This is a genomic window from Halorubrum sp. SD683 (assembly GCF_002135045.1).
In the GTDB taxonomy this organism is placed as follows: domain Archaea; phylum Halobacteriota; class Halobacteria; order Halobacteriales; family Haloferacaceae; genus Halorubrum; species Halorubrum ezzemoulense.
Map to the genome: position 1 here is coordinate 1 of NZ_NEWJ01000006.1, position 24729 is coordinate 24729.

Consider the following 24729-nt stretch of genomic DNA (forward strand, 5'->3'; position numbering starts at 1 on the left):
CGGGAGGCCGGGGCACGGGGGGGGCGGCGGCCTGGCTGGGCGCGGCCGGCGGGCGCTCGGGGGGACAGGGACCGGCAGCTCGGGGGCGCGGGCGCCGGAATCGTATCGCGCACGGAATCGTATCTGCCCGACAGCTACGCCGTCGGCTCCGAGCTGTCCGTCGGCGCGAACGGTCCGCAGGCGACGGTCGCCGTCAACCCTCCGGCCGGCCATCCCGTCTCGGCCGGGTTCACCCCCGACCCGGAGGACTTAGACGCCGGCATCGCCGAGTCCGACACCGACGAGGTCGCCCGCGGCCTCGCCGCCAGCGCGGCGGTTCAGGTGATGGACGCGGTCGGCGACATCACGCCGACCGCGAAGTGAGCTCCGGCTAACACGCAGTCCGACCGTTCTTACCGGTCCGCGCCGTTCCGCGCTCCGTCGCTTTCTCCCGTGCCCTCCGAGTCGTCGCGCGGGTACACCCGCAGGTCGCCCTCGCCCGGCGGCCTCAACGCGCCCGTGATGCGGCCGTACATGCCGAAGATGTCGTCGTACCCCTCCTCGCTCGCGAGGATCGGGACCAGCCCCGGCTCCTCGACGCGGTGGGTGTACACGTCGTCCTCCGCGAACACGGCGCCCTCCGGGATCGCCTCGAAGTTCGCGAAGTGGACGCGCGGCTCGCCGCCGCCCTTCGGCACCTCCTCGTCGCCTTTCACCACGACCGTCTCCGAGAACGTCGGCGGCTCGTCCGCGATCGCGCCGTGAACGCGGAGGAACGCTCGACACGCCTCGTGGCCGAACTCGACGGCCGCCTCGCTCCCCTGTCGGCCCACCTCGATCGAGACGGTGTGCGGGATCGTGGAGTCGAGCGTCGTCGACCGCAGGCCGCTCGCGTCGACGACGTGGTCGACCGGGAGCCCGGTGACGGTGCGGCGGACGGACTCCGTGAGGTCGCTGAAGATGGCGAACGGCGGCGGGGCGCTGTGGGAGGTGTGGAGCGCGAGCACGGCGTCGAACTCCTCCAACTCGGCGGCGAGCCGCGGCGCCAGCGCCCGCTCGTACTCGTCGCTGTCGGCGTCGCCCGGGAAGGCCCGGTTCAGGTCCGCGTCCGTGTAGCGCGTCTCGGCCGCGATCGCCGGTTCGTTGGCGAGTATCAGCCGGACGAGTCCGTCGGACTCCACGCGGTCGTCGTTCGGGTCGAGGGGTGGGAGTTCCTCGGCGAACCGCTCCACTATCCGGACGCCGGCGGGCTCGTCGCCGTGGATCCCGCCGACGATCGCGACGCGGGGCGACCCCGCCGACCCGCGGTCGATCGTTTGCATACCGTGGGTACGACGCGGTCGGCCAATAAATCGTCGCGATCCGCGCGCGGGGATCCTCAGCGGTCGAACCGCTCCGCGATCGCGGCGCGGTACCGGCGCGCCAGCCGCCGCGCGACGAACCGGTCGCGGGGGTCCACGCCGAGGAGTCGGAGCGCGGCCGCGTACGCCGCGAGCCCGATCACGCTCCCCGCGAGGACCGCCGGGAGACCGGTCAGCAGCGCCCGGACCGCGAACATCGCGGCGGCCGCGACGCCGCCGGCCGCGAGCGGGGTGAGGAACGTCCGGTCGAACGGCCACAGCCCCTCGAAGCGGCGGAGGAGGACGACCTGGATCCCGTTCTGGACCGCGATGGCGAGCGACGTGCCGAGCGCGGCGCCGACGAGCCCGTAGCGGACGACGAACGCGTACGTCAGGCCGACGTTGAGGACCGCGAGCAGCCAGTCGAGCGCCATCCGCGCGTACTGGTGGTCCGTCATCATCAGCAGCCAACCGGTCGCGCCGACCGCGCTCCCGACGAAGACGCCGCCGAGGTAGACGACGAGCGGGAGGTACCCGGCGACGTACGCCTCGCCGAACAGGCCGAGTATCTCCCGGCCGTACACCACGAGCGCGGCGAGTATCGGGACGACGGCTGTGACGATCTGCCGCGTGACGGAGCCGTACACCTCGTTGAGCGTCGCCGTCCGGTCGTCCGCGTACAGCTCCGAGGCGACCGGCGGGAGCAGTTGGTTGAAAGATAAGAGCGGGATCCACGCGACCGCGATCACCACGAGGACGACGTTGTACACGCCCGCCGCGGTCGCCGTCAGCAGCGCGCCGACGAGCAGCACGTCGACGCGGTTCTGGAACACCTTCCCGAGGCTGCTCATCGCGACGGGCGCGGCGTGGTCGTAGAAGCGGCGCGCCTCCGCGCGAGCACCGCGGAGCGTCGGGCGAACACCGGTGACGGACGCCGAGAGGGGGACGGCGGCCGCGGCGAGCAGTCCCGTCGCGGCGACGATGGCGCCGGCGACGCCGACGACCGAGTAGCCGAGCGCGAGCGCGCCGACGGCGCCGACCAGCCGGACGCCCGGGCGCAACAGCTTGTTGAACAGGACCTCGCCGCGGGCGGACCCCACCGCGCGGAAGAGCGCGGACGCGACCATCACGACCCCGAGCAGCCCGACGAGGCCGCCGAACGCGCGCATCGTTCCCGTGAACGCCGGCTCGGTGACGGTGCGGGCGTTTATCTCCGGCGCCGCGAGCCAGACGCCGGCCGCGATCGCGACCCCGAACCCGATCGTCGTCGCGTACGCGAGACCGGCGACGGCGCCCTGCCGGCCCCCGTCGTCCGCGTACTCCGGGAGGTACCGCTGGATCGCGGGGACGCTGCCGAACGTCACGAGCCGGGAGCAGAGCTGAGCGATCCGCCACGCCAGCGCGTACACGCCGTAGGCGGTCGGGCCGAGCCCGCGGGTCAGCGCGAACTCGGCCGCCACGATTAGCGCGCGCTGGCCGGCGACCCCGCCGGAGGTGAGCACAGCGCCGTGCGCGATCGTCTCTAACGCCTCGCGCTCGTCGTCGGGGATCTCGCCGCGCTCGCGCTCGTCGTCGGGCTCGGTCGCCGCCGCCTCGCGTTCGTCGTCGGGCTCGGTCGCCGCCGCCTCGCGTTCGCTCTCCACGGTCGTCTCTGCCGATCCGGTCGCGGTCGCGCAAAAAAAGGAACGCGTTTCGCGGCCGGCCCGACCGGACTCGCGGTCCCGCGGCCGCGACCTACCAGCGCTGGTGGACGTGTTCGCGCACGTGTTCGTCGTACACCGCCGCCGCGGCCTCGCGCTCGGCGTCGGAGAGCGCGGCGGCCACGCTCGCGGCCGCGTTCGCCCGGATGTGGTCGGGGGTCGTCGAGCCCGGGATCGCGGTCGAGACGGCGTCGTGGTCGAGGATCCAGCGCAGCGCAAACTCCGAGAGCGGCCGGTCGTCCGGCAGGCGCTCGTCGAGCGCGTCGGCCGCGTCGAGGCCCGCCTCGAAGGGGACGCCGGCGAACGTCTCGCCCACGTCGAAGGCGTCGCCGTCGCGGTTGTAGTTCCGGTGGTCGTCCTCGGGGAACTCGTCGTCGCGGGAGAGCGTGCCCGTCAGCAGCCCCGAGGCGAGGGGCACCCGGCAGATCACGCCCACGTCGCGCGCGGCGGCCTCGTCGAGGAACAGCTCCGCGGGCCGCTGCCGGAACGGGTTGAAGATGATCTGGACGCTCTCGACGCCGGGATACTCGATCGCCTTCAGCCCCTCCTCGACGCGCTCGACGCTGACGCCGTAGGCGTCGATCCGACCTTCGGATTCGAGCGTCGCGAGCGCGTCGAACGTCTCCGGCCGGTAGTACACGTCCGTCGGCGGGCAGTGGAGTTGGACCAAGTCAAGCGTCTCGACGCCGAGGTTCTCCCGCGAGCGGTCGACGAACCGGCGGAGGTTCGCCTCCGTGTACCCGTCGGGCTCGTGGGGGTCGAGTCGGCGACCGGCCTTGGTCGCGACGGTCACGTCACCGGCCGCGATCTCGTCGGCGAGCGTCTCGCCGAGGATCCGCTCAGAGCGACCGTCGCCGTACACGTCGGCGGTGTCGAAGAAGTCGATCCCGGCGTCGCGCGCAGTCTCGACCGCCGCGACCGCCTCGTCCTCCGTGACCTCGCCCCAGTCGCTCCCGATCTCCCACGCGCCGTAGCCGACCTCGCTGACCTCGCCGACATCGCCGAGTTCGCGGTGGTTCATACTGTCCGCTACTGATCGCGGCGGGGGCAAGGGCGTTCCGGAGGCGGCGAGGCCGCGACGTTCCATTCCACCGCTCACTTTTACCTGGAGTGTGGACGACACGAGTGACATGGCGAAGCTCGGGCTGGTAGTGAACGCGGTCGGTCTCCTGCTCAGCGCGGTCGGCACCCTCCTGCTGTACGCGCACGTGACCGACGAGTACCACTCGCACATTCAGGACATCGGGTCGATCGCGGTCGGCTACCTCGGCGTGATCCTGTTCGGGATGTCGGTGTCGCTCACCGGGATCGCGCTGTTGCTGCGGCGGTCCGCCGACTGAGGCCGCCTCCCTCGTGCGGGAACGGGAGGTGCGCCCGTCCCTGGTCCCACTCGGCGTTCATCACCCGCCAGCGGGGGTTGTCCCGCCACAGCGACAGTTCGTCGCGTTCGGCGAGCCGATGCGCCGTGGACTTGTCGTGGCCGTTCGCCCGGTGGAGGATCTCTCTGAGCTCATGATACAGGATGAACCGGTCGTACCTCGACCACTTCTCGGAGATCCAGACCTCGTTCCTCGGGATGCCTAGGTCGTCGGCCGCTGGCGGGTAGATCAGCTCCCCGTCGAGTTCGACGCGGTAACAGGCGTTGTACTTCGCGATCCTCTCGTGGGGGACGTGTTCGACTGTCCAGCCGTGCTCCCGAATCTCCTCGCGTGGCGACGGCATAACCGGATCGCCCGCCGCGTCTGAGATGAAGATATCGGCGGTTTGCGGGCTCGTCTCACCCCCCGTTCATAACACCGCCGCCAGCGCGTCCATCGTCTCGTCGACGCGCTCGACTCGCGCGTTGTGACCCATGTGGCCGACGCGGAGTACGTCTCCGGCGTCTTCGCCCAGTCCGGTCGCGAGAATCACGTCGTGCTCCTCGCGCAGCCGCTCCTGAAGCGCCTCGGCCCGACCGGGGACCTCGAAGGCGGTCACCGTCGGCGAACTGCGCTCCGGGTCGGGAACCGGCTCCAGCCCCAGCTCCGCACCGCGCTCGCGGCACCGGGCCGCGGCCGCCTCGTGTCGCTCTCGGACCGCGTCGAGGCCCTCGTCCAGCAGCAGCCCGAGCGCCGCGTCGAGCGCGACGACCTCGGTCGTCAGGTGCGTGTACGGGAACCCGTCGCTCACGTCGCGGAACGGGAGGAAGTTCGCGTACAGCGAGTGCGGGTCCCGCTCCTCCATCGCGGCCCACGCGCGCTCGCTCACCGCGGCGGTCGCGAGCCCGGGCGGCGCGCTGAAGCACTTCTGTGAGGCCCCGAGGCACACGTCGATCCGGTCTGTCGGGACCGAGACGCCGCCGAGCGACGAGACGGCGTCGACGACCGTGAGGACCTCCGCGTCTGCGGCCTCGATCCGGTCGAGCGCCGCCGTAACGTCGTTGAGCGCGCCGGTCGGCGTTTCGCAGTGGACCATCGTCGCGATGTCGAAGTCGGCCTCGTCCCCCGCCAGCGCCTCGTCGAGCGCGTCGACCGGGAGCGGCTCGTCGTGGTCGGCGGCGACCAGGGTCGGGGTCCCCCCGTACGACTCCACGAAGTCGGCGAACCCCTCGCCGTAGAGCCCGTTCGACAGACACAGCACCTCTGTGCCGGGCTCGACGAGCGACGCGACCGCCGCCTCCAGCCCGAGGATCCCCTCGCCGCCGAGGGCGACGACATCGCGGGCGTCCCCTCCGGGTGCGTCGGTGTCGACGCCGTAGACCCTCGCGAGCCGGTCGGTGAGCCGGTCGTATATCTCCCGGAACCGCGGGTCTACGTCGGGGTGTATCAGCTCGCGGGACATCGCGTCGCGCACGGGCTCTGGGACCGCGGTCGGCCCCGGTGTCATGAGCATACGTCCCGGTTTGACCGCCCGTATATAAACCGTCCGCGCGAAGCGCGACGGTCGGCGCCGCGGTCGAGCGATCGAGACGGTCGGGCGACGGAAACGGCTGGGCGACATACTCATATATTTCTGTCGCCTGAGTACGATCACAATGATGCTCCCGACCCACGTGCTGGCGGGGATGCTGCTCGCGACCCCGCTGGCGCTCGTGGGGCCGGAGCTGGCGCCGATCGGGTTCGTCGCCGGCTTTCTCGGCGGCCTCACGCCGGATCTGGACATGTACGTCGGTCACCGGCGGACGCTCCACTACCCGGTGTACTACCCGGTGATCGCGGTGCCGGCGCTGCTCGCGGCGGCGCTGGCGCCGTCACCCGTCACCGTCGGCGCCGCGTTCTTCCTCCTCGGGGCGGCGTTCCACAGTGTCACCGACATGTACGGCGGCGGGCTGGAGCTCCGCCCGTGGGAGGGGAACTCCGACAAGGCGGTGTACGACCACCACCGGGATCGGTGGATCCCGCCACGCCGCGGCGTCCGCTACGACGGCGCGGTGGAGGACCTCGCGCTCTCCGTCGCAATGTCGGTGCCGCTGTACCTCCTGCTCGACGGGCCGCTCCGACGGCTCGTCGTCGCCACGGTGATCGTCGCCGCCGTGTACGCGGTCCTTCGCCGGCGTCTCGCGGACGCCGCCGCAGTGTTCTTCCCGCTGCTGCCGGCGGTGTTGGACCCGTACGTCCCCGAGCGGTACCGGTGACTGCGGCGGGTTCGATCAACGTTATTAGGTTCCCCGCCCCGTTTCATCCGATATCAGCCCGCGCCGGCGACGGCCGTCCCGGCGCGTCCACCCCACCATGCAACAGTACCTCGATCTCGTCGACGACGCGCTCTCGACGGGCACGTACAAGCCGAACCGGACCGGCGTCGACACCATCGCGACGTTCAGCGGGCAGTACACCGTCGACCTCGCGGAGGGGTTCCCCCTCCTGACGACGAAGAAGATGGACGGCTACCGGTGGAACTCGCTCATCCACGAGGTGCTGTGGTACCTCTCCGGCGAGGAGCACATCCGGAACCTCCGCGAGGAGACGAAGATCTGGGACGCGTGGGCCGACGAGGAGGGGAAGCTCGACACCGCATACGGTCGGTTCTGGCGGCGGTACCCCGTCCCGGAGGCGGCGGCCGAACTCCCCGGCGAGACGTGGCCCGACGACGCGGACCGCTGGGTCACCGTGGAGGAGGACGACGACGGGACGCGGCGGCGCACGTTCGACCAGATTCAGTACGTCCTCGACACGCTCGAAGAGAACCCCCACTCCCGCCGGATGGTCGTGAACGCGTGGCACCCGGCGAACGCCGCCGTCTCGACGCTACCGCCCTGCCACTACACCTTCGTGGTGAACGTCCAAGACGGCCGGCTCAACCTCCACCTGACGCAGCGGTCGGGCGACATCGCGCTCGGCGTCCCGTTCAACATCGCGGCGTACGCGCTGCTTGCGAACGCGCTCGCGCAGCGGACCGGCTTCGAGGTCGGAGAGTTCGGCCACACGGTCGTCGACGCGCACGTCTACTGCGGCCGCGGCGAACGCGGGAAGTGGTACGCGAACAATCTCCGCTACGTCCAGGAGCGGCTCGCGAACGTCGAGAGCAAGGAGGACTACCTCGACGTGAAAAGCTGGGTCGAGCGCACCGCCCCCGACGAGCCGAACGGGCAGGAGGGGTACGACCACGTGCCCGGCCTGCTCGAACAGCTGTCGCGGACGCCCCGCGACCGCCCGCGGATCGAGATCGCGGACAAGCCGCTGGACGAGCTGACCTACGAGGACGTCGAGGTCGTCGACTACGACTCCGCGGACGGTATCTCGTTCGCGGTCGCGGAGTGATGGCGGGCATGGATTCGAACCCGGACCTCGTCCTCGTCGCCGCCGTCGCCGAGAACCGCGTGATCGGCGACGGCGACGCGATGCCGTGGCACTACCCAGCGGACCTGGCGCGGTTCAAGCGCCTCACGACCGGCCACCCGGTGATCGTCGGTCGGAAGACGTACGAACGCATCGCCGAGCGCGTCGGCGGCCCGCTCCCCGAGCGGACGAGCGTCGTGTTGACGACCCGCCCCGTCGACGACGACGACTTCCCCGACGGCGCGGTCGTCGCGCACGACGTCGAGTCGGCGCTCGCGCGGGCGAGAGCGGACGCCGCCGACCGCGGCGTCGACGACGTGTACGTCATCGGCGGCGCGACGGTGTACGAGGCGTACCTCGACCGCGCCGACCGGATGGAGATCACTGAGATCCCCGAGCGCCCCGACGGCGACACGCGGTTTCCGGACTGGGACCGGGAGACGTGGGTCGAGCGCGCCCGCGAGACCGACGACGACCTCGCGTTCGTCACCTACGAGCGGCGCGACGCGGAGTGATCGGCGCGACGCGAAGTGAGCGAGCCGGGGGTAACGCCTCGCTCACTCGATGAACCGCGACTCCACGTCGCCGGTGGGCATCATACACCGGTCCTTCTTCCCGAACCACCGGTATCGGTTGTCGGCGACGAAGTCGTAGACTCGGTCGCGGACCGACTTCGGGACGTAGCGGAACGGCGAGAGCAGCCGGTAGCGGCCGCCGAGCCCCGACGCGATCTCGATGATCGCCGACGACTTCACGTAGCTCTCGCCGTCCTCGATCAGGACGACCGAGTCGAGGTCGTCGCTCGCAAGGTCGTGTTCGGCCAGCAGCGCCTGTCCCACGTCGGACTGGAGCGAGGCGAAGCGGTACTTCCCCTCCGCGTCGCGGGGGACGACGAACTGTACGAACCCGCTACAGAGGTTACAGACGCCGTCGAAGAGAATGACGGCCTCATCGTCGGGGATATCCCCGTCCATCACTCGCGAACCTACGTCGCCGCCGCAGTTCAGGATTGCGGTGGACCCGGAGCCGGGGTTGCGGTGGCGGCGGAGCGGAAGATTGCGGCGAGCGCAGAAGGGGGATACCGGTTGCCGGGTACCCCGGCGGGCGCCGAGGCGGACGCGGTCCGTCCCGCGCACGGAAAACTTATACAGGTCCCTCGGCCTCTCCAACAAGTTGGAGTCCGACATCATGGCTCGAAGTTCCTCCGTCGCGACCGCCCGATCGCGGTTCCGGACCGTCGTGCGACGGCTTTCGGCGGCGCTCGCCGCGCGGTGTTCGGTGGACCTGCGCGCGCTCGCCGCCTTCCGGATCGGCCTCGGTGCGCTGGTGATCGCCGACCTGATCCGGCGGTCGCGCTCGCTGTCCGCCTTCTACACGGACGACGGCGTGCTCCCGCGGAGCGCGCTGTTCGCCGACTACGGGGAGGTGTACTCCGTCCACGCGCTCGTCGGTGAGCCGTGGGCCGTGGCCCTGCTGTTCGCGCTCGCGGGTGCGTTCGCCCTCGCGCTGCTCGCCGGCTATCGGACGCGGCTCGCGGCGCTCGCCTCGTGGCTGCTGCTGCTCTCGCTCCACGCCCGGAACCCGATGGTGTTGAACTCGGGCGACAGCCTGCTCCGCATGCTGCTCTTCTGGAGCGTCTTCCTCCCGCTCGGCGCCCGCTGGTCGGTCGACGCCCTCAGGCGGGCAGGCGCGGGGACCGACGCGGACGCCGCCGCTGGCGCGGGCGGCTCCGAGAGAGATCCCGGGGCGGACGACGGCGATGAGTCCGCGACAGCCGGGCCGTCCGGGTCCGCCGTGGCGACCGTCGCCACGATGGCGGTCCTGATACAGGTGCTGTTGATGTACGTGACGAACGGCATCCACAAGCGCGGGAGCGACCTCTGGATGGACGGCGAGGCGGTCGCGTACATCATGCAGGCGGACCACTTCACCTACCTGCTGGGGAACCACCTCGCCGAGTTCACCGGCCTGCTCCGCGGTCTCACGGTCCTGTGGATCGCGCTCCTGTTCGCCTCCCCGCTGCTGATCCTGCTCACGGGGATCCCGCGCGCCGCGATCGCCTCGCTGTTCGTCGGGATGCACCTCGGCATGGCGGTCACGATGCCGATCGGCCTCTTCCCCATCGTCGTCGTCGTCGGCTTCGTGCCGTTCTTCCAGACCCCGGTCTGGGACGCCGCGGAGCGCGCCGTGGATCGGTTCGGCCCGCCGGCGGCCCTCGAACGGTGGCGCGCGCGCCTCGAGTCCGTCGGAGAGTCGCTCGCCTCGCTCGACGCGTCGATACCCCGACCGACGCCGAGCGGCGCCCTCGCCGGCCTCCGCGCGCGAGTCGGACGCGGACGACCGCTCCTCTCGACGGTCGTGCCGTACGTCTTCCTCGTGCTGATCGTCCTCTCGAGCGCCCAGGCGGTCGGCTACGCCGAGACGCCAGACCCGGCCGAAAACGCCCTCGAAACCGTCGAGATGGACCAACACTGGCGGATGTTCGCACCGGATCCCACCCGCACGGCCCGGTGGTTCGTGACGGTCGGCACCCTCGCCGACGGGACCGAGCGAGACGTGTTGCGCGACTCGCCCGTGGAGTTCGACCGGCCGACGCGCGCGGAGGCCACCTACCGGAGCGCGCGCTGGCGGAAGTACCTCGGCAACGTCGCGTCGACGGACAACGAGAACCACCGGTCGTACCTCGCGAACTACCTCTGTGAGGACTGGAACCGGACCCGCGAGACGGCCGTGGAAAACGTCACGATCCACCAGCAGTACGAGCGGACCGACCCCTACAACGGGAGCGTGGTGGCCGCGAACGGGTTCGAGCTGATCGAGTACGACTGCTCGGGCGAGTTCATCCAAGACGAGTGACCGGCCCCGACCGCCGACCGCAACCCCCTTCCCTCGCCCGGCCGCCGTGACGGGTATGCAACCGACGGGACACCTGCGGGGCGACGCGGTCCGCGTGGGCGGGGACGCCCGCCAGCGCTTCTACGACGCCCGGGGGTACGGGCGGCCGCTCGACGGCAACGAGATCGCGCTCTCGCGGGTCGAGGCCGCCCACCTCCTGTTCCGCGGCGACCTCTCCGGGATCGAACTCGGGGGCGACGCGGCGGGCGCGTCGGGCGGCGACCCCGTCGGCTTCGAGCGCTTCTTCGTCGCGAGCGCGGCCGCCGCCGACCGCTTCGCGGTGCGGTTCCTCGTCTACTCAGACCTCCGCGACCGCGGCTTCTACCTCTCGCCCGCCCGCGAGCCGTGGCCCGGGGGGAGCGACGCGCCGGGAGACGCGGTCGACTTCGTCGCCTACGAGCGCGGCGAGACGCCCGACACGGGCAAGGTCAAGTACCCCATTCGGGTCGTCGGCGAGCGGGAGTCCGTCGCGGCCGCGGGGCTCGCGGGCCGCACCCTCGCGGTCGTCGACGAGGAGTCCGACATCACCTACTTCGCGGCCGAGGGCGGCGCGGTCGACGGCGCGACCGACTACGAGCCCCCCGCCGACCTGAGCGGCGTCCTCCTCGCCGACCGCGTCGTCGTCTGGGACGCCCCCGAGGGGTTGTACGAGCGCGGCTTCTACGGCCGCCCGCTCACCGGACGGGCCACAGACGTCGAGGGCGCGCTCCAGCTCTCCCTCGTCGAGGCCGCGTCGCTGGTCGCGGACGGCCGGCTGGCGCTGTCCACGTCGGTCGGAGACGAGGGGGGTGTTGCCGGCGACGACGCCGCCCGGATCGTTGCCCGCGGCCGCGAGGTGGAGGGGGACCGCTTCGACCGCCGGCTCGCGGTGTACGAGCGCCTCCGCGGTGCCGACGCGGTGCCGAAGACCGGCTTCAAGTTCGGCGCCGACTTCCGGACGTACCTCGACGTGGAGACGGTCGAGGACCTGCCCCACTCCGAACACCTGGTGCGCGTCGTCGAGGCCGACCACCGGTTCTCACCGCGCGAGCTCTCGCTCGACGTGCGGCTCGCCGGCGGCGTCCGCAAGGAGATGGTGTTCGCGGTGACGTCGGTCGGCGGCGGCGGACGCGGCGCGCGCGCGGCGGACTGGGTCCGCGCCGCCGACGTGGAGTGGGTCTCGGTCGACCGACTGACGCCGTAGCCGACCGGCACCGGAGTTGAGGGATACCGCAGCCGACCGTCTCGCGGCCGACCGATCACCGCCCCGTGGCCGACCAGTCACCGCTCCGCGGGCCGTTCACGACACCGTCACAGTGTCGTCGAACAGCGCGGCGAACAGCTTGTTTTCGGCCGCGCGGAGGTGCTGCGTGAACGTCGTCTGCGAGATGTCCATCATCGACGCCACCTCCTCTCCGGTGTGCTCGCGGGGCCACTCGAAGAACCCGGCGAAGTGCGCGGTGCGCACCGCTTCGCGCTGCCGGTCGGTCAGCTCGGACCGGTCGCGCAGAACACGCTCACCGACCTCTTCGAGGACGTGTCGTGGGGGCAGCTCGACTACCTCGTAGTGGACCTGCCGCCGGGGACGGGCGACGTCCAGTTGACGGTGCTTCAGAACCTCCCCGTGACGGGGACGGTCGTCGTCACGACGCCGCAGTCCGTCGCCGTGGGCGACACCCGTCGAGGCGTTCAGATGTTCGGGGAGTACCGGACGAACGTGTTGGGCGTCGTCGAGAACATGAGCGGGTTCGTCTGGCCGAGCTGCGGGGACAGACACGAGATATTCGGCGAGGACGGGGGGCGGACGCTCGCCGAATCGGTCGACGTCCCGTACCTCGGATCGCTGCCGCTGGACCCGGCCGTCCGCGCGGGAGGCGACGACGGTGAGCCGATCGTCTCCGACGGCGACGGCGAGGCCGCGGCGGCGTTCCGGGACCTGGCGGCCGCGGTCGCGAACAAGGTCGGCGTCCTCCGGCGTCACCACCGACAGCGGGAGAGCGAGGAGGCGGTCTGAGCGGCGCGCGCCGCCGTTCACGCCTCGATCTCGAAGGGGATCACGTAGGTCCTGTTGTTCGACCCGAGCGAGAAGACGTACTCGCCCGGCCGGTCGAGCACCGCGTCGCGCCGGTCGGACGCGTCCGACGCGGTCGGGTCGTAGCGGAGCGCCCACGTCCGCGTCTCGTCGGGGGCCAGTTCGATCACGGTCAGGTTGTACGTTCCCGCCGGCGCGTTCGCCGCCGCCCGCCACTCGGGGGCCCCCGAGTCGGCGGCGTTCCGGAAGACGACCCACCGGTCCGGATTGATCGGGACCGGCTCGTCGCCCACGTTCGTGGCGACGACGCGGACGGTCTCCCCGTCCCGATCGAGGGACAGCGAGAGCCCGCCCGTCCGCTGGTCGGGACACACCGGATCGTCGACCCGTTCGCCGTCCGGTCCTATCGCGGGGCAGCCCGGAGCGCCGCCCGACAGGCAGCCGGCGAGGACGACGAGACACGCGACCGCGACGAGGGCGAGTCGAGACATTACCGTCACGACGGTGCGCCGTTTCAAAAGGGGTCTCGGAGGCTACGACGATCGCTTGAGCTACCGACCGGCCGCGGGCGCCGCGGAGAGAGCAGGAAGCTTTTTCCGGCGGTGACGCGCGTCGACACCCATGGTCGACCCCTCCACGTTCCCCGCCGAGTCGAGCGCGTACGACATCTCAACGGTGGACCTCAGCGACGACCGATACGAGGTCACGCAGTCGCTGGTCCGCAACAAGTACGCCGTCACCGACAGCGCCGGCGATGTCGTCCTGCGCGGGAAACAGAAGATGTTCAAGCTGAAAGAGGAGTTCCCGTTCGTCACGGCCGACGGCGAGGACGCCTTCTCGGTGAAGGCCGGCGGCATCATGGACGTCGCGGGCAACTACGCGATCACCGACGCGGGCACCGGCGAGGAGGTCGTCGTCTTGGACGAGGACCTCTCGCTTCTCGTCGAGAACTGGACGATTCGCGACCCCGACACCGGCGAGGCGCTGGCGACGATCCGGTCGAAAAACAAGGTGCTGTCCGCGCTCCGGCACCTCGTCGGCCCCGCGAACCTGATCCCGAACAAGTACGAGATATTCGACGCCGACGGCGGCCACGTCGGCGACATCGCGGGGCAGTTCTCGATGCGCGACGCCTACACGGTCACCATCGACGACGCGAGCGGCGTGCCGAAGGAGGCGGTGATCGCCGCCGCGTGTATCCTCGACGCCCTAGAGAACAAGTAGCGGCCGCGACCGAGGGGACGGCGCCGGCTACTCCCCGCCCAGCTTCGACTCGCCGACCGCGTCGTGACCGTCGATGACCTCGGTGCCGCCCATGTACGGGCGGAGCGCCTCCGGGACGGTGACGGTGCCGTCGTCGTTCTGGTAGTACTCTAGGATCGCGACGACAATCCGCGGGACCGCGAGCCCCGAGCCGTTCAGGGTGTGGAGGTACTCCGCGGACTCGTGATGCTCCTCTCGGTACTGGATCCCGGCGCGGCGCGCCTGGAAATCCTCGAAGTTGGAGACCGAGGAGACCTCCAGCCAGCGGCCTCCCTGCTCTGGGCCCTCGTCCATGTCGTCCGCGGGGGCCCACACCTCGACGTCGTACTTTTTCGCCTGCGTGAACCCGAGGTCACCGGTACACATCTCCAAGATACGGTACGGCAGTTCGAGGCGGCGGAGCACCTCCTCGGCCTCGTCGACGAGCCCCTCGAAGCGCTCGTCGCTCTCCTCAGGCCGGACGAAGTTCACCATCTCCACCTTGTTGAACTGGTGGACGCGGACGATACCGCGCGTCTCGGTGCCGTGTTCGCCCGCCTCCTGTCGGAAGTTGGGCGTGTACGCCTGGTACTTCAGCGGGAGGTCCTCGCCGAGGAGGATCTCGTCGCGGTGGAGGTTCGTGACCGGCACCTCGGCGGTCGGGAGCAGCCAGAGGTCGTCGTCGTCGTAGTCGTCCTCGTTCGACCCTTCGACGCGGTAGGCGTCCTCGGTGAACTTCGGGAGTTGCCCGGTGCCGCGCATCGACTCGGAGTTGATGGGGATCGGCGGGAACACGTCCTCGTACCCCTGCTCGCGGTGGACGTCGAGCATGAACTGGATCAGGGCGTGTTCGAGGCGCGCGCCGTCGCCCTTCGCGACGTAGAACCCGCCGCCGGCGACCTTCGCGCCGCGCTCGAAGTCGAGGATCTCGAGGTCCTCACCGAGGTCGTAGTGCGGCTCCACGTCGGCGGGGACCTCGCGGTGGTCGTCGAACCCCTCGCGGCGCACCTCGACGTTCTCCGACTCGTCCGCGCCGACCGGCACGGAGTCTTGGGGGATCTGGGGCAGTTCGAGCAGCGACGCCTCCAGTTCGCGCTCCAGTTCGTCGGCGCGCGCCTCGACCTCCTGGAGCTCCGACTTGAGCTCCTGCGAGCGCTCGATCGCCTCCTGGGCCGCCTCCTCCTCGCCGGCGGCTTTCAGCTCGCCGATCGTCGAGGAGACCTCGTTGCGCTCGTGGCGCAGGTCGTCGCCGCGCTGTTTCAGCTTCCGCCACTCCTCGTCGACGTCGAGTATCCGGTCGAGGTCGACGTCGACGCCCTTGTTGTCGAGCGCCTCGCGGACGACCTCGGGGTTCTCCCGGACGAACTGTCGAGACAGCATTTGTCGGGAGTTCCGCGGGGCGACCCAAAACCGTATCGGAGCGTCGTCACCGCGTGACAAGGATTCGGGCCGGGGCGCGGAACCGCGGGCCTCAGGGGATGAACGAGAACGTACCGAACGCCATCAGGAGGGCGAGCGCGGCGACGACGACGCCCATCACGCGCATCAGCAGGATCCGCGTGTCGCTCGGTTCGATCCGCCCCGTCGATCCGTCTGGCGAGCGGGTCTGCCAGCTCGTCATCTTTCGCGGGAACGCCGCCATCGCCAGCGCGCCGGCGCTAACGAGGAGGGGGACGGCAACGAAGAACAGCCGGAATGGTGCGGGGAGCATGCGCGGGGGAGTCTCGACGCGAGGCAACAAAGTGTTATGGAATCGAGAGGTCCCGCGGAGTCGGGTCGCCCGGTTCGCGCGTCGCCGTCAGTACCCGCCCGGTAACGCCATCCCGACGGCGAGCGCGGCGAGCGGCACGGCGGCGACGACCGCGTACCAGAGGCCGGCGGCGCCGAGGAGGAGCCACGTCCCGACGCCGTATCCCGTCGGGTCCCAGTCGACCTCGAACCGCGGCAGCACGGCGACCGCGGCCGCCGGGGCGACGAGGCCGACGAGGACGCCGCCGAGAAGCGCCGTTGAGAGGAACCCCGAACTCCACGCGGGCCCCGCCTCGCCGGCGCGCGCCACCGTGAGGCCGACCCCGACGAGGTACGGGACGGAGAGCCCGACCGCGACCGCAAGGTACGAGGGGAGGACCCGCCCCGCCGGGGGAAGCGCCTCGAACAGCGCCCGGAGGCGCGACGCCGCGAGGAACGGCGCGCACAGTCCCGCGGCGACGAGCCCGGGGAAGCCCAGCAGCGCGAGCGTCCACAGCCAGCCGACGACCGAATCGACGACCGCGAGAGCGAGGGAGAGCGGAACCGACGGAGCGGGGACGGGCGAGACCATGCGCGAGACGAGCCGCCGCGGGCGGCAAACCTCTTGTGGTGACCTGCGAGGCGTCGCCGTCGCGGTCGGCCGGCGCCCGCCCGGAACCACCAGCGTTTATCCCGCTCGCCGCGACCGGCCGACAACGATGCTCATCACGGGCGCGACGCTGGCCGACGGCCGGGTGCGAGACGTGCGTATCGGCGACGACGGACGGATCGACGCGGTCGCCGAGGGGCTCGGCGCCGACGGCGGCGAGCGCGTCCTCGAAGCCCGCGGGAGGCACCTCCTGCCGGGCGCTGTCGATGTCCACGTCCACTTCCGGGAGCCCGGCGGGGGGCACAAGGAGACGTGGACCTCCGGGTCCGAGAGCGCGGCCGCCGGCGGGGTCACGACCGTCGTCGACCAGCCGAACACCTCGCCCCCGACGGTCGACGGCGCGGCGTTCGACGAGAAGGCCGCGCTCGCGGCCGACTCGCTCGTCGACTACGGGATCAGCGGCGGCGTGACCCCCGACTGGGACCCCGAGGAGCTGTTCGATCGGCGCCTCTTCGCGCTCGGCGAGGTGTTCCTCGCGGACTCGACCGGCGACATGGGGATCGACGCCGACCTGTTCGCCGACGCGCTCGACGAGGCGAGCGCCCGCGACGTGCCGGTCACGGTCCACGCCGAGGACGCGACGCTGTTCGACGACGGCGCGCTCAACGGCGACCTCGGCGGGGTCGGCACGGCCGCGACCGCCAACGCGTGGTCCGCCTATCGGACGGCCGACGCCGAGGTCGCCGCGGTCGAGCGCGCGCTCGCGACGGCCGCGGAGCGCGACGCCCAGCTCCACGTCGCGCACACCTCGACGCCGGAGGCGGTCGACGCGGTGACGGAGGCCCGCGAGGGCGGGTCTGGAGCCGACGAGGACGGGGGCGACGCCGACACCGCACTGGTCACCTGCGAGGTGACGCCGCACCATCTCTACCTCTCCCGCGAGCGGGCGCGGTCGCTCGGCACGTTCGGGCGGATGAACCCGCCCCTCCGGTCGGAGGAGCGCCGCGAGGCACTGTTCGCCCGGCTCGCCGCGGGCGACGTCGACGTGGTCGCGACCGACCACGCGCCTCACACGGTCGAGGAGAAGCGGCGGGGACTCGTCGACGCGCCGAGCGGCGTGCCGGGCGTGGAGACGCTGTACCCCCTGCTCCTAGAGTCGGCGCGGACGGGCGAACTGTCGCTCGAACGCGTCCGGAACGTGGTCGCCGCGAACCCGGCCGAGATATTCGGCCTCGACCGGAAGGGGCGGGTCGCGGCGGGGCGCGACGCCGACCTCGTCCTCGTCGACATCGCCGACCCCCGCGAGATCGAGGCCGCCGCGCTCCACAGCGCCCCCGCGTGGACCCCATTCGAGGGGCTCCGCGGGGTCTTCCCCGAGGTGACGCTCGTCCGCGGCGAGGTCGTCTACGAACGCGACCCGGCGACGGGGGCGGCGTCGTTCGGCGAGCCCGTCGGGCGGAACGTCAGGGAGTCGTAATCGCGGGGGACCGAAGGGAATCGCGGAGCGCTGTGCGGAAACCGCGCGTCCGGGCGATCGACGGCCGAGACGCCGAAATCGGCCGCGACGGCGGATCGGGGGCGGCGGAACGCATATGCCGTTGCTCGCCTTAGCCGGTGTATATCGATGACCACGGGGAGCATTCGCACGGTCGCCTCGGGGCGGGAGCCCGACCCGGACGAGGTCGGCCGGACATGACCGACCCCGGAGAGTCCGGGCCGGTCGGGACGGGTCCCGCGGGGTCGGCCGACGCGGAATCGAGCGACGCCGAGGCCGCGGGAGCGACGACCGGGGCCGGCGCGGGGAGCGGACCGGAGACCCCCGCGGACGTCGCCACGCTCGCGGACCGCATCGTCGAGGAGGTCGAGGACGTGATCGTCGGCAAGCGAGGCGCGGTCGAGCACGTCCTCGTCACCGTGCTGGCGCGCGGCCACCTGCTCGTGGAGGACGTGCCGGGCGTCGGGAAGACGACGCTCGCGAAGTCGGTCGCGCGCTCGATCGACGGCTCGTTCAAGCGCGTCCAGTTCACCCCCGACCTCCTTCCCTCCGACGTCACCGGCGTCAACGTGTTCAACCGCCGCACCGACGAGTTCGACTTCCAGCCCGGTCCGGTGTTCGCGAACGTCGTGCTGGGCGACGAGATCAACCGCGCCCCGCCGAAGACGCAGTCGGCGCTCTTGGAGGCGATGGAGGAGAACCAGGTGACGACCGACGGGACCACCCGCGAGCTGCCGGACCCGTTCTGCGTGATCGCGACCCAGAACGACGTGGAGCCGGGACAGACGTACGAGCTTCCGGTCGCGGAGGTCGACCGGTTCACGAAGAAGATCCGGCTCGGCTACCCGGACACCGAGGAGGAGGCCGCGATCCTCGGGCGGCTCACCGGCGACCACCCGGTCGACTCGGTCGAGCCGGTCGCGACGATCGCGGACGTGCGGGCGGCCCGCCGGGTCGTCGGCGAGGTCGAGGCCTCGGAGGCGGTCCGGGAGTACGTGGCCCGGCTCGCGGTGTTCACCCGGCGGAACGCGAAGCTCGGGGCGAGCCCGCGCGGGAGCCTCGCGCTGATCCGCGCGTCGCAGGCCCGCGCCGCGCTCGACGGCCGCGGGTACGTGATCCCGGACGACGTTCAGACCGAGGCGCCGACGGTGCTCTCGCATCGGGTCCGGACCGAGTCGGGCGGGACCGACGGCGCGGACGTCGTCAGCGACGCACTCGACCGGATTCGCGTGGAGTGACCCGCCCATGACGCCCCCCTCGCGCCGATGACGCCAGCGCTCACCCGACGAGGGCGCGTCGCCGGCGTCGTCGGCCTCGTCGCAGCCGCCAGCGCGTTCGCAGCAGGCGGCCGCGCCTTAGACGCGATCGTGATCCCGGTCGCCATCGCGCTCGCGGCCGGCTACGTCCAAGTGTTGCGGGTCGACGTGCCCGCGGTCCGCCACGTGGCGCCCGCCGACGGATTCGTCGGGGAGACGCGGGAGGTCCGCCTGGAGTTCGGACCCGACGCGGTCGGGGGCGGCGACGCCTCCCCGTCGTTCCTCGCCGACGTGTCTGTCCGGGTAGACGAGGGGCTCGACGGGCCGACGGCGCCGATCCGAGCGTCCGTCGGCACTGAGCCGGTGTCGTACCGCGTGACGTACCGCGAGCGCGGCGAGCGGACCCTCGGACCGATCGACCTCACCGTGACCGACGTGTTCGGCCTCTTCGAGCGCGAACTGGTCGTCGACGAGACCGACGCCGTGACGGTGTACCCGCCCCGCGACCCGATGCCGACGCGGTTCCGGCGGGCGCTGTACGCGGCCGACGCGGTCGACGTGAGCCGGCAACGGGAGGAGTTCGACCGGCTCCGCGAGTACACCCGTGGCGACGCGGTCCGCGACGTCCACTGGGCGACGACCGCCAAGCGAGACGAGATCGTCGTCAAGGAGTTCGCGGCCGAGACCGCGCGGAACCGGGTGACGATCGCGGGCGGGACAGACGTCGGCAGCGGGAAGGAACGACCGGTGTTCGCCGGTATCGACCACGGCGACACCGACCGGGCCGCGAGCGCGGTCGCGGCCGACGAGCTCGCCCGGGCGGCGGTGAGTCTCGCGCTGGCGCTGCTCGACGACGGGGTCCCGGTCGACGTGCGGCTCCCCGGCGGTCGCGTCTCGGCGGCACCGGGCGGCCGCGGTCGACGAGAGGTGCTGGAGCTGGCGGCGGTGACCGGCCCGGGAGCTGTGGCCGACGACGAGGCCGACGTGACGATCGTCGCCGGGGCGGACGGCGCCCGGTTCCGCACGGGTGACCGGGCGGTCTCCTTCGCGGACCTGCGCCGCGAGGCCGAGGAGGAGGGCACGCCGACCGGGGCCCACGGCCCGCGCCGAGCCGAGAGTGCGGCGGACCCCGGGGAGGTGGCGTCGCCGTGAGCCGCGGTTCGTCGCTCCGGGAACCCCGTTCACCGGGCGAGCCGACCGACGGCGACGGGCGGCTCGCCGACCCGGCGGTCGTCGGCGTCGCGGTCGTCACCGCGGCGTACCTCGCCGTGTTCTTCCAAATAACGAACGTCGTCGGCGGGACGGGACGGACCGCCGGCGTCGTCGCGCTCGCCGGCCTCGGCGGCGTCGCGCTGGCGCGGGCCGTCGGCGAGCGGACCGCGCTGTGGCTGGCCGGCCTCCTCCTCGCCGCGGGGCTCGCCGCCTACGTCCTCGCGATCCCCGAGAGCCGGCGAGCGCTGTTCACGGCGCGGAGCGTCACCTTGGACCTCCTCGCGCTGTCGACCGGGCTCTCCGTGTTGCGGCTGGCGCTCGCGGACGTCTGGGTGCTCGCGGTGGCGCCGGTGCCGACGTTCCTCGTCGGCTACTTCGCCGGGCGCGGGCGACACGTCGCGGCCGCGTCGGTCGCGGGAGGGACGCTCGGCTTCCTCGTGTTGACCGGCGACGCCGAGACGGGAGCCGCGGTCGCCGGGGTCGTCGGCCTGGCGCTCGCCGTCGGCCTCGCGACGCTCTCGACGCCGAGCCGGCGCCGCGGCCACGCGGGGACGTTCGCCGTGGTGGTCACCGCGATGGTCGTCGCGAGCGCGACCGTCACCGTGATCCCGGCGGGGGCGGCGGCCCCGCTGGGGCTCGACCGCGGGACGACGACGTTAGAGTCGAGCCTGAGCGGCGACGACGAGCTGGAGGTCGTCGGATCGACGCGGCTCTCGCCGGAGGTGCGGTACACGATCGAGAGCCCGGTCGAGCGGAACTGGCACACCGGCGCGTACGACACCTACACCGGCGATGGGTGGGTGCGGAGCGGCGAGCGGTCAGCGGTCAACGGCTCGCTGTCGGGCCCGCCGGGCGCGAGCGACCTCGTCGAGACGCGGATCACCTCGGAGGCCGAGTCGACCGCGCTGCCGGCGCCGTGGAAGCCGGTCTCGGCTCTGGGCGGCGGCGCGGTCGAGGTCGACGAGCGGGGGAGCCTCCGGCTCGCGGAGCCGCTCGAACCGGGCGACGGGGCGGTCGTCCGGAGCCGCGTGCTCGACGCAGACCCCGCGGCGCTCCGGAACGCCAGCGACGACTACCCGACGGCCATCGAGGAGCGGTACACGCAGCTGCCCGAGAGCACGCCCGGGCGGGTCGGCGACCGAACAGAGGAGATCGTCGCTGCCGCGGGCGCGGAGTCGCCGTACGACCAGGCGGCCGCGGTCGAGGCGTACCTCCGCTCGGAGTACGAGTACACGCTGACCGTCGAGGAGCCCGAGGGAGACGTGGCGGACGCGTTCCTCTTCGAGATGGACGCCGGGTACTGCGTGTACTTCGCGACGACGATGGCGGCGATGCTCCGGTCGCAGGGGATCCCGACGCGCTTCGAGACCGGCTACACCCCGGGCCAGCGGGTGGGCGACGACGAGTACGTCGTCCGGGGACAGAACGCCCACGCGTGGGTGTCGATCTACGTGCCGGACCACGGCTGGGTGGCGTTCGACCCGACCCCGTCCGGGCCGCGCGACGAGACGCGGGCGACCCGGCTCGCGGAGGCGCGCGCCGACGGGGCGGAGAACGTCGACACGGACGCGTCCGTCCCGGACCGGACGCCGGACCCCGAACCGAACCAGACCGACGCGGAGACGACCGACGACGCGCCGAGCGGGGGGACGAACGACTCGACGGTCGGGAACGCGAGCGGCGGCGGCGCGGTCGGTCCCACCGACATCGCGCGGCTCGACGGGACCCGGACCGGAACCATTCCGGCGGCGGCCACGCGGTCGGCGAGGGGATCCGAGGCGGACGGGAGCGACGGCGGCCCGCTCGGGTCGCTCCCCGACCCGGAGACCGCGCTCTACTGGCTGCTCGTCGCGGGGCTCGGCGTCGCGGGGGTCCGCCGGACGGGACTCGCGGGACGAGTTCACCGTCGGATCGGTCCGGCGCTCCCGCGGCGGCGGCGCGATCCGAGGGCGGACGCCGAGCGCGCGTTCGGGGACCTCGAACGGCTGTTGGCCGGGCGCTACCGCGAGCGGCGCCCGGGGGAGACGCCGCGGAGCTACGTCGACGCGGTCCGGACGCTCGGCGCGGACGAGCGCGTCGAGACCGTCGCCGCCGCGTACGAGCGCGCCGCGTACGCCGGGTCGGTGACGCGCGCCGAGGCCGACGAGGCCCGGCGGGCCGTGCGCCGGCTCGCGCTCGAACGGCTGCCGCTCGTCGGGCGGTTCGTCCGCTGAACGGGGGGCTTCCCGACACTATTTAATATGGGCATCCTGTAGACTCAGGCTGTAATGTCGGAAGTCTGCTCGACGTGCGGACTGCCCCAGGAACTCTGCGTCTGCGAGGACGTCGCGAAAGAGTCCCAGCAGATCAGCATCCGCATCGACGAGCGCAGGTACGGTAAGGAGGTAACGGTCATCGAAGGATTCGACCCGAAGGACGTGGACCTGAGTTCCCTCTCGTCGGATCTCAAGTCGAAGTTCGCCTGCGGGGGCACCGTCGAAGACGGCGCCATCGAACTCCAGGGGAACCACTCGGGTCGCGTGGAGGACTTCCTCCGCGACAAGGGCTTCAACGTCGCGTGACCGTCACCTGACCGTCCGCCGTCGAGCGTCGGTTCGAACCGCAGTCGGCTCTCGTTTTTACCATGAGTCGCGTCCGGGAGCGACGGCACCGTCGACTCACGCGGCCGGAACGGACCGTCTCAGGCGACTACCGCGGCGCGGCCGACGACGAACGCCACCGCCGCGAGGAAGGTTCCGTACTTAAATCTGCGCTGCGCGGCGGCCGGGTCGGCGAAGCCCTCGTAGGCGGCGTACAGCATGACCGCGTCGGCGACCGCGACGACCGCGAGGTACGCCGCGCCGAGCGTCCCGGAGAGGTACGGTAGCGGGCTGACGGTCACGGCGACGCCGAGCGCGGCCGCGCCGATCCACAGCGCGCGCCGCTCGCCGACCGCGATGGGGAGCGTCGCGAGCCCCTCCTCGCGGTCGCCCGCCACGTCCTCGACGTCTTTGATCACCTCGCGGGTGAACGTCGAGAGACCGGCGAGCGCGGCGAGGACGAGGACCGCGCGCGGGTTCCCGACCGCGGCGCCGCCGAACAGGAACGTCGAGCCGACGAGGTAGGCGACCAGAGCGTTGCCGAGCCCGGGCGTACCCTTGAAGACGCTCGTGTAGGTGACGAGCGCGACGAGGTTCACCGCGGCGATGCCGATCGCGAGGGTCGGGAGTCGGACCGCGAACGCGACCGCGACCGCGAACCAGACGGCGGCGGTCGCGAGCGCGGTTCGCGGCGACACCGCGCCGCGGGGGATCGGCCGGTCCGGGCGGTTGACCGCGTCGATCTCGCGGTCGAAGTAGTCGTTGATCGCGTTGCCCGCGGCGACCGCGAAGACGGTCGTCGCGGCCGCCAGCGCGGTCGGGAGGGGGGCGCCGCCCGCGCCCGCGACGAACGCGCCGGTGGCCGTGAGCCCCCCGGCGGCGACGCAGTTGCCGAGGCGCGCGAGCTCAACGATACCGCGGAGCGCGTCTCGCACGTCGTCCGCCTACTCCCGCCCGCGAGGAATAAACGGTGCGGGATCGGTCGCGCTGCGCCGCCGGCCCGGCTCGGGTCGTCCAACCGGTCCGCGGGAATCCGCCGAAAAGTAAAACCGGCGCTGCCCGTACCGGCTGTCATGTCCGACGCCGCCGTCAGCGGGGACCGCCGCCTGCGGGTCGACCTCGACGTCGACCTCGTCGACGACAGCGGGTGTCCGATCGTCACCGAAGCCACCGAGGCCGCCGGGGTGGCTGTCAACGCCGTCGGCGAGGAGTGCGTCGTCGACGTGACGACGCCCGACGGCGACGTGCGCCGTGGGACAGGCGAAGTGAGCGAGGACTGCCTCTGTCACGCCTTCTCCCGGCTCGGCTACGCCCCGCACTTCCGGCGCGTCGAGGACGGGACGATCCTCGTGACCGCGTACGTCGACGACCGCGACGCCGTGCGCCGACTGGTCGAGGAGCTCCGCGAGGTCGTCGACCGGGTGCGGCTCGTCCGGCTCGCGGTCGTGGAGGGCCCCGACGCGACCGAGCAGGTCACCTTCGACCTCTCCGCGCTGACGCCGAAACAGCGCCGCGGCCTCGAACTCGCGGTCGTCCGCGGCTACTTCGACGACGACCGCGACGTGCGCCTGAGCGACCTCGCGGACGAGCTCGGGATCAGCAAGTCGGCGCTCTCACAGCGGCTCCGCACCGCGCAGGCGAAGCTGGTGACCGACGTCTTCGACGGCGTCGAAGGGTGAGCGCGGTCCTCTTGAAGGGATACACACGTGAAGCGGGACGCGGAGGTGTCGTCGACGCGTCGGGCCGGGTATGACCGACGACGAGCCGGCGGTTCCCGAACCGGCCCGAGACGACGCCACCGTCGAACTCGTGCGCGACGCCATCGGCGTCGCGCGGGGCGAGGTGCCCGCGGAGCGGTTCTCGACGAAGTACGGCACGGGGATCGAGTCGGACGGCGACCCGGAGTGAGGCCCGCCGCCGGACGG

General features: G+C 72.0%; 27 protein-coding genes and 1 pseudogene. 16 read left to right on the forward strand and 12 right to left on the reverse strand.

Annotation, left to right across the window (positions count from 1 at the left end):
• The coding region (locus tag B9G49_RS03295) for a DUF5811 family protein (RefSeq protein WP_233125151.1) at window positions 1-363 on the forward strand (363 nt) is incomplete at its 5' end.
• Window positions 364-392: 29 nt separating this feature from the next.
• On the opposite strand, the gene B9G49_RS03300 is transcribed toward B9G49_RS03295, so the two are convergent.
• The 3 genes from B9G49_RS03300 to B9G49_RS03310 all read right to left on the reverse strand — a co-directional run bounded on the left by B9G49_RS03300 (window position 393) and on the right by B9G49_RS03310 (window position 4040).
• On the reverse strand, window positions 393-1301 hold the full coding sequence (locus B9G49_RS03300) for a succinylglutamate desuccinylase/aspartoacylase family protein (RefSeq protein WP_086215404.1): 909 nt from the start codon (window positions 1299-1301) through the stop codon (window positions 393-395).
• A 56-nt stretch (window positions 1302-1357) separates the two neighbouring features.
• Window positions 1358-2962, reverse strand: coding sequence for a lipopolysaccharide biosynthesis protein (locus B9G49_RS03305; protein WP_086215405.1), 1605 nt, complete (start codon window positions 2960-2962; stop codon window positions 1358-1360).
• 91 nt (window positions 2963-3053) lie between these two features.
• Window positions 3054-4040: an aldo/keto reductase gene (locus tag B9G49_RS03310; RefSeq protein WP_086215406.1), complete on the reverse strand. Its 987-nt coding sequence runs from the start codon at window positions 4038-4040 to the stop codon at window positions 3054-3056.
• Window positions 4041-4131: 91 nt separating this feature from the next.
• Between B9G49_RS03310 and B9G49_RS03315 the strand changes: the two genes are divergently transcribed.
• Window positions 4132-4359 carry a hypothetical protein gene (locus tag B9G49_RS03315; RefSeq protein ID WP_233125152.1) on the forward strand — a complete coding sequence of 76 codons (228 nt, stop codon included), beginning with the start codon at window positions 4132-4134 and terminating at the stop codon, window positions 4357-4359.
• On the opposite strand, the gene B9G49_RS03320 is transcribed toward B9G49_RS03315, so the two are convergent.
• Window positions 4319-4741 carry a hypothetical protein gene (locus B9G49_RS03320; protein WP_086215407.1) on the reverse strand — a complete coding sequence of 141 codons (423 nt, stop codon included), beginning with the start codon at window positions 4739-4741 and terminating at the stop codon, window positions 4319-4321. The genes B9G49_RS03315 and B9G49_RS03320 overlap by 41 nt on opposite strands.
• A 66-nt stretch (window positions 4742-4807) precedes the next feature.
• Window positions 4808-5890: an alanine--glyoxylate aminotransferase family protein gene (locus B9G49_RS03325; protein WP_086215408.1), complete on the reverse strand. Its 1083-nt coding sequence runs from the start codon at window positions 5888-5890 to the stop codon at window positions 4808-4810.
• A 145-nt stretch (window positions 5891-6035) separates the two neighbouring features.
• Between B9G49_RS03325 and B9G49_RS03330 the strand changes: the two genes are divergently transcribed.
• The 3 genes from B9G49_RS03330 to B9G49_RS03340 all read left to right on the forward strand — a co-directional run bounded on the left by B9G49_RS03330 (window position 6036) and on the right by B9G49_RS03340 (window position 8291).
• Window positions 6036-6632, forward strand: coding sequence for a metal-dependent hydrolase (locus B9G49_RS03330; RefSeq protein WP_198943803.1), 597 nt, complete (start codon window positions 6036-6038; stop codon window positions 6630-6632).
• A 97-nt stretch (window positions 6633-6729) separates the two neighbouring features.
• On the forward strand, window positions 6730-7758 hold the full coding sequence (thyA, locus tag B9G49_RS03335) for a thymidylate synthase (RefSeq protein ID WP_049931586.1): 1029 nt from the start codon (window positions 6730-6732) through the stop codon (window positions 7756-7758).
• Complete coding sequence (locus B9G49_RS03340; protein ID WP_086215410.1) at window positions 7758-8291, forward strand: dihydrofolate reductase; 534 nt, start codon at window positions 7758-7760, stop codon at window positions 8289-8291. Before thyA ends, B9G49_RS03340 begins: the two co-directional genes overlap by 1 nt.
• A gap of 42 nt (window positions 8292-8333) precedes the next feature.
• On the opposite strand, the gene B9G49_RS03345 is transcribed toward B9G49_RS03340, so the two are convergent.
• Window positions 8334-8750 (reverse strand): thiol-disulfide oxidoreductase DCC family protein, encoded by a 417-nt coding sequence (locus tag B9G49_RS03345; protein ID WP_086215411.1) that lies wholly within the window; start codon window positions 8748-8750, stop codon window positions 8334-8336.
• Between the two features lie 214 nt (window positions 8751-8964).
• Here B9G49_RS03345 and B9G49_RS03350 point away from each other — a divergent pair, with 214 nt between their 5' ends.
• Window positions 8965-10632 carry an HTTM domain-containing protein gene (locus B9G49_RS03350; protein ID WP_086215455.1) on the forward strand — a complete coding sequence of 556 codons (1668 nt, stop codon included), beginning with the start codon at window positions 8965-8967 and terminating at the stop codon, window positions 10630-10632.
• Window positions 10633-10687: 55 nt separating this feature from the next.
• Complete coding sequence (gene endA / locus B9G49_RS03355; RefSeq protein WP_086215412.1) at window positions 10688-11854, forward strand: tRNA-intron lyase; 1167 nt, start codon at window positions 10688-10690, stop codon at window positions 11852-11854.
• 96 nt (window positions 11855-11950) lie between these two features.
• Here endA and B9G49_RS03360 read toward each other — a convergent pair whose 3' ends face one another.
• Window positions 11951-12118 carry a helix-turn-helix domain-containing protein gene (locus B9G49_RS03360; RefSeq protein ID WP_394334811.1) on the reverse strand — a complete coding sequence of 56 codons (168 nt, stop codon included), beginning with the start codon at window positions 12116-12118 and terminating at the stop codon, window positions 11951-11953.
• Between the two features lie 12 nt (window positions 12119-12130).
• Between B9G49_RS03360 and B9G49_RS03365 the strand changes: the two are divergent.
• A pseudogene (locus tag B9G49_RS03365) lies at window positions 12131-12664 on the forward strand (P-loop NTPase); the annotation flags it as partial.
• Between the two features lie 17 nt (window positions 12665-12681).
• Here the strand turns inward: B9G49_RS03365 and B9G49_RS03370 are convergent.
• Window positions 12682-13173 (reverse strand): hypothetical protein, encoded by a 492-nt coding sequence (locus B9G49_RS03370; RefSeq protein ID WP_086215413.1) that lies wholly within the window; start codon window positions 13171-13173, stop codon window positions 12682-12684.
• Between the two features lie 130 nt (window positions 13174-13303).
• Here B9G49_RS03370 and B9G49_RS03375 point away from each other — a divergent pair, with 130 nt between their 5' ends.
• Window positions 13304-13906, forward strand: coding sequence for a hypothetical protein (locus tag B9G49_RS03375; RefSeq protein ID WP_086215414.1), 603 nt, complete (start codon window positions 13304-13306; stop codon window positions 13904-13906).
• Between the two features lie 27 nt (window positions 13907-13933).
• Here B9G49_RS03375 and serS read toward each other — a convergent pair whose 3' ends face one another.
• The 3 genes from serS to B9G49_RS03390 form a co-directional block, all read right to left on the reverse strand.
• Window positions 13934-15304 carry a serine--tRNA ligase gene (gene serS, locus B9G49_RS03380; protein WP_086215415.1) on the reverse strand — a complete coding sequence of 457 codons (1371 nt, stop codon included), beginning with the start codon at window positions 15302-15304 and terminating at the stop codon, window positions 13934-13936.
• A 91-nt stretch (window positions 15305-15395) separates the two neighbouring features.
• Entirely contained in the window at window positions 15396-15635 is a 240-nt protein-coding gene (locus tag B9G49_RS03385) for a hypothetical protein (RefSeq protein ID WP_086215416.1), read from the reverse strand.
• Window positions 15636-15722: 87 nt separating this feature from the next.
• A complete protein-coding gene (locus tag B9G49_RS03390) occupies window positions 15723-16244 on the reverse strand; it encodes a hypothetical protein (RefSeq protein WP_086215417.1) in 522 nt (173 codons plus the stop codon).
• A 127-nt stretch (window positions 16245-16371) separates the two neighbouring features.
• Here B9G49_RS03390 and B9G49_RS03395 point away from each other — a divergent pair, with 127 nt between their 5' ends.
• The 5 genes from B9G49_RS03395 (at window position 16372) to yciH (ending at window position 22786) form a co-directional block, all read left to right on the forward strand.
• Complete coding sequence (locus tag B9G49_RS03395; RefSeq protein ID WP_086215418.1) at window positions 16372-17739, forward strand: dihydroorotase; 1368 nt, start codon at window positions 16372-16374, stop codon at window positions 17737-17739.
• A gap of 215 nt (window positions 17740-17954) precedes the next feature.
• On the forward strand, window positions 17955-18995 hold the full coding sequence (locus B9G49_RS03400) for a MoxR family ATPase (RefSeq protein WP_086215419.1): 1041 nt from the start codon (window positions 17955-17957) through the stop codon (window positions 18993-18995).
• A 27-nt stretch (window positions 18996-19022) separates the two neighbouring features.
• Window positions 19023-20165: a DUF58 domain-containing protein gene (locus B9G49_RS03405; RefSeq protein ID WP_086215420.1), complete on the forward strand. Its 1143-nt coding sequence runs from the start codon at window positions 19023-19025 to the stop codon at window positions 20163-20165.
• Entirely contained in the window at window positions 20162-22438 is a 2277-nt protein-coding gene (locus tag B9G49_RS03410; protein ID WP_086215421.1) for a transglutaminase domain-containing protein, read from the forward strand. Before B9G49_RS03405 ends, B9G49_RS03410 begins: the two co-directional genes overlap by 4 nt.
• A 54-nt stretch (window positions 22439-22492) precedes the next feature.
• Complete coding sequence (yciH, locus tag B9G49_RS03415; protein WP_004596695.1) at window positions 22493-22786, forward strand: stress response translation initiation inhibitor YciH; 294 nt, start codon at window positions 22493-22495, stop codon at window positions 22784-22786.
• Between the two features lie 119 nt (window positions 22787-22905).
• On the opposite strand, the gene B9G49_RS03420 is transcribed toward yciH, so the two are convergent.
• Window positions 22906-23739, reverse strand: a complete 834-nt coding sequence (locus tag B9G49_RS03420) for a geranylgeranylglycerol-phosphate geranylgeranyltransferase (protein WP_086215422.1) — start codon at window positions 23737-23739, stop codon at window positions 22906-22908.
• 138 nt (window positions 23740-23877) lie between these two features.
• Here B9G49_RS03420 and B9G49_RS03425 point away from each other — a divergent pair, with 138 nt between their 5' ends.
• Window positions 23878-24483 carry a helix-turn-helix domain-containing protein gene (locus B9G49_RS03425; protein WP_049931600.1) on the forward strand — a complete coding sequence of 202 codons (606 nt, stop codon included), beginning with the start codon at window positions 23878-23880 and terminating at the stop codon, window positions 24481-24483.
• A gap of 70 nt (window positions 24484-24553) precedes the next feature.
• Window positions 24554-24712 carry a hypothetical protein gene (locus tag B9G49_RS16470; protein ID WP_158093597.1) on the forward strand — a complete coding sequence of 53 codons (159 nt, stop codon included), beginning with the start codon at window positions 24554-24556 and terminating at the stop codon, window positions 24710-24712.
• Window positions 24713-24729: the final 17 nt, after the last annotated feature.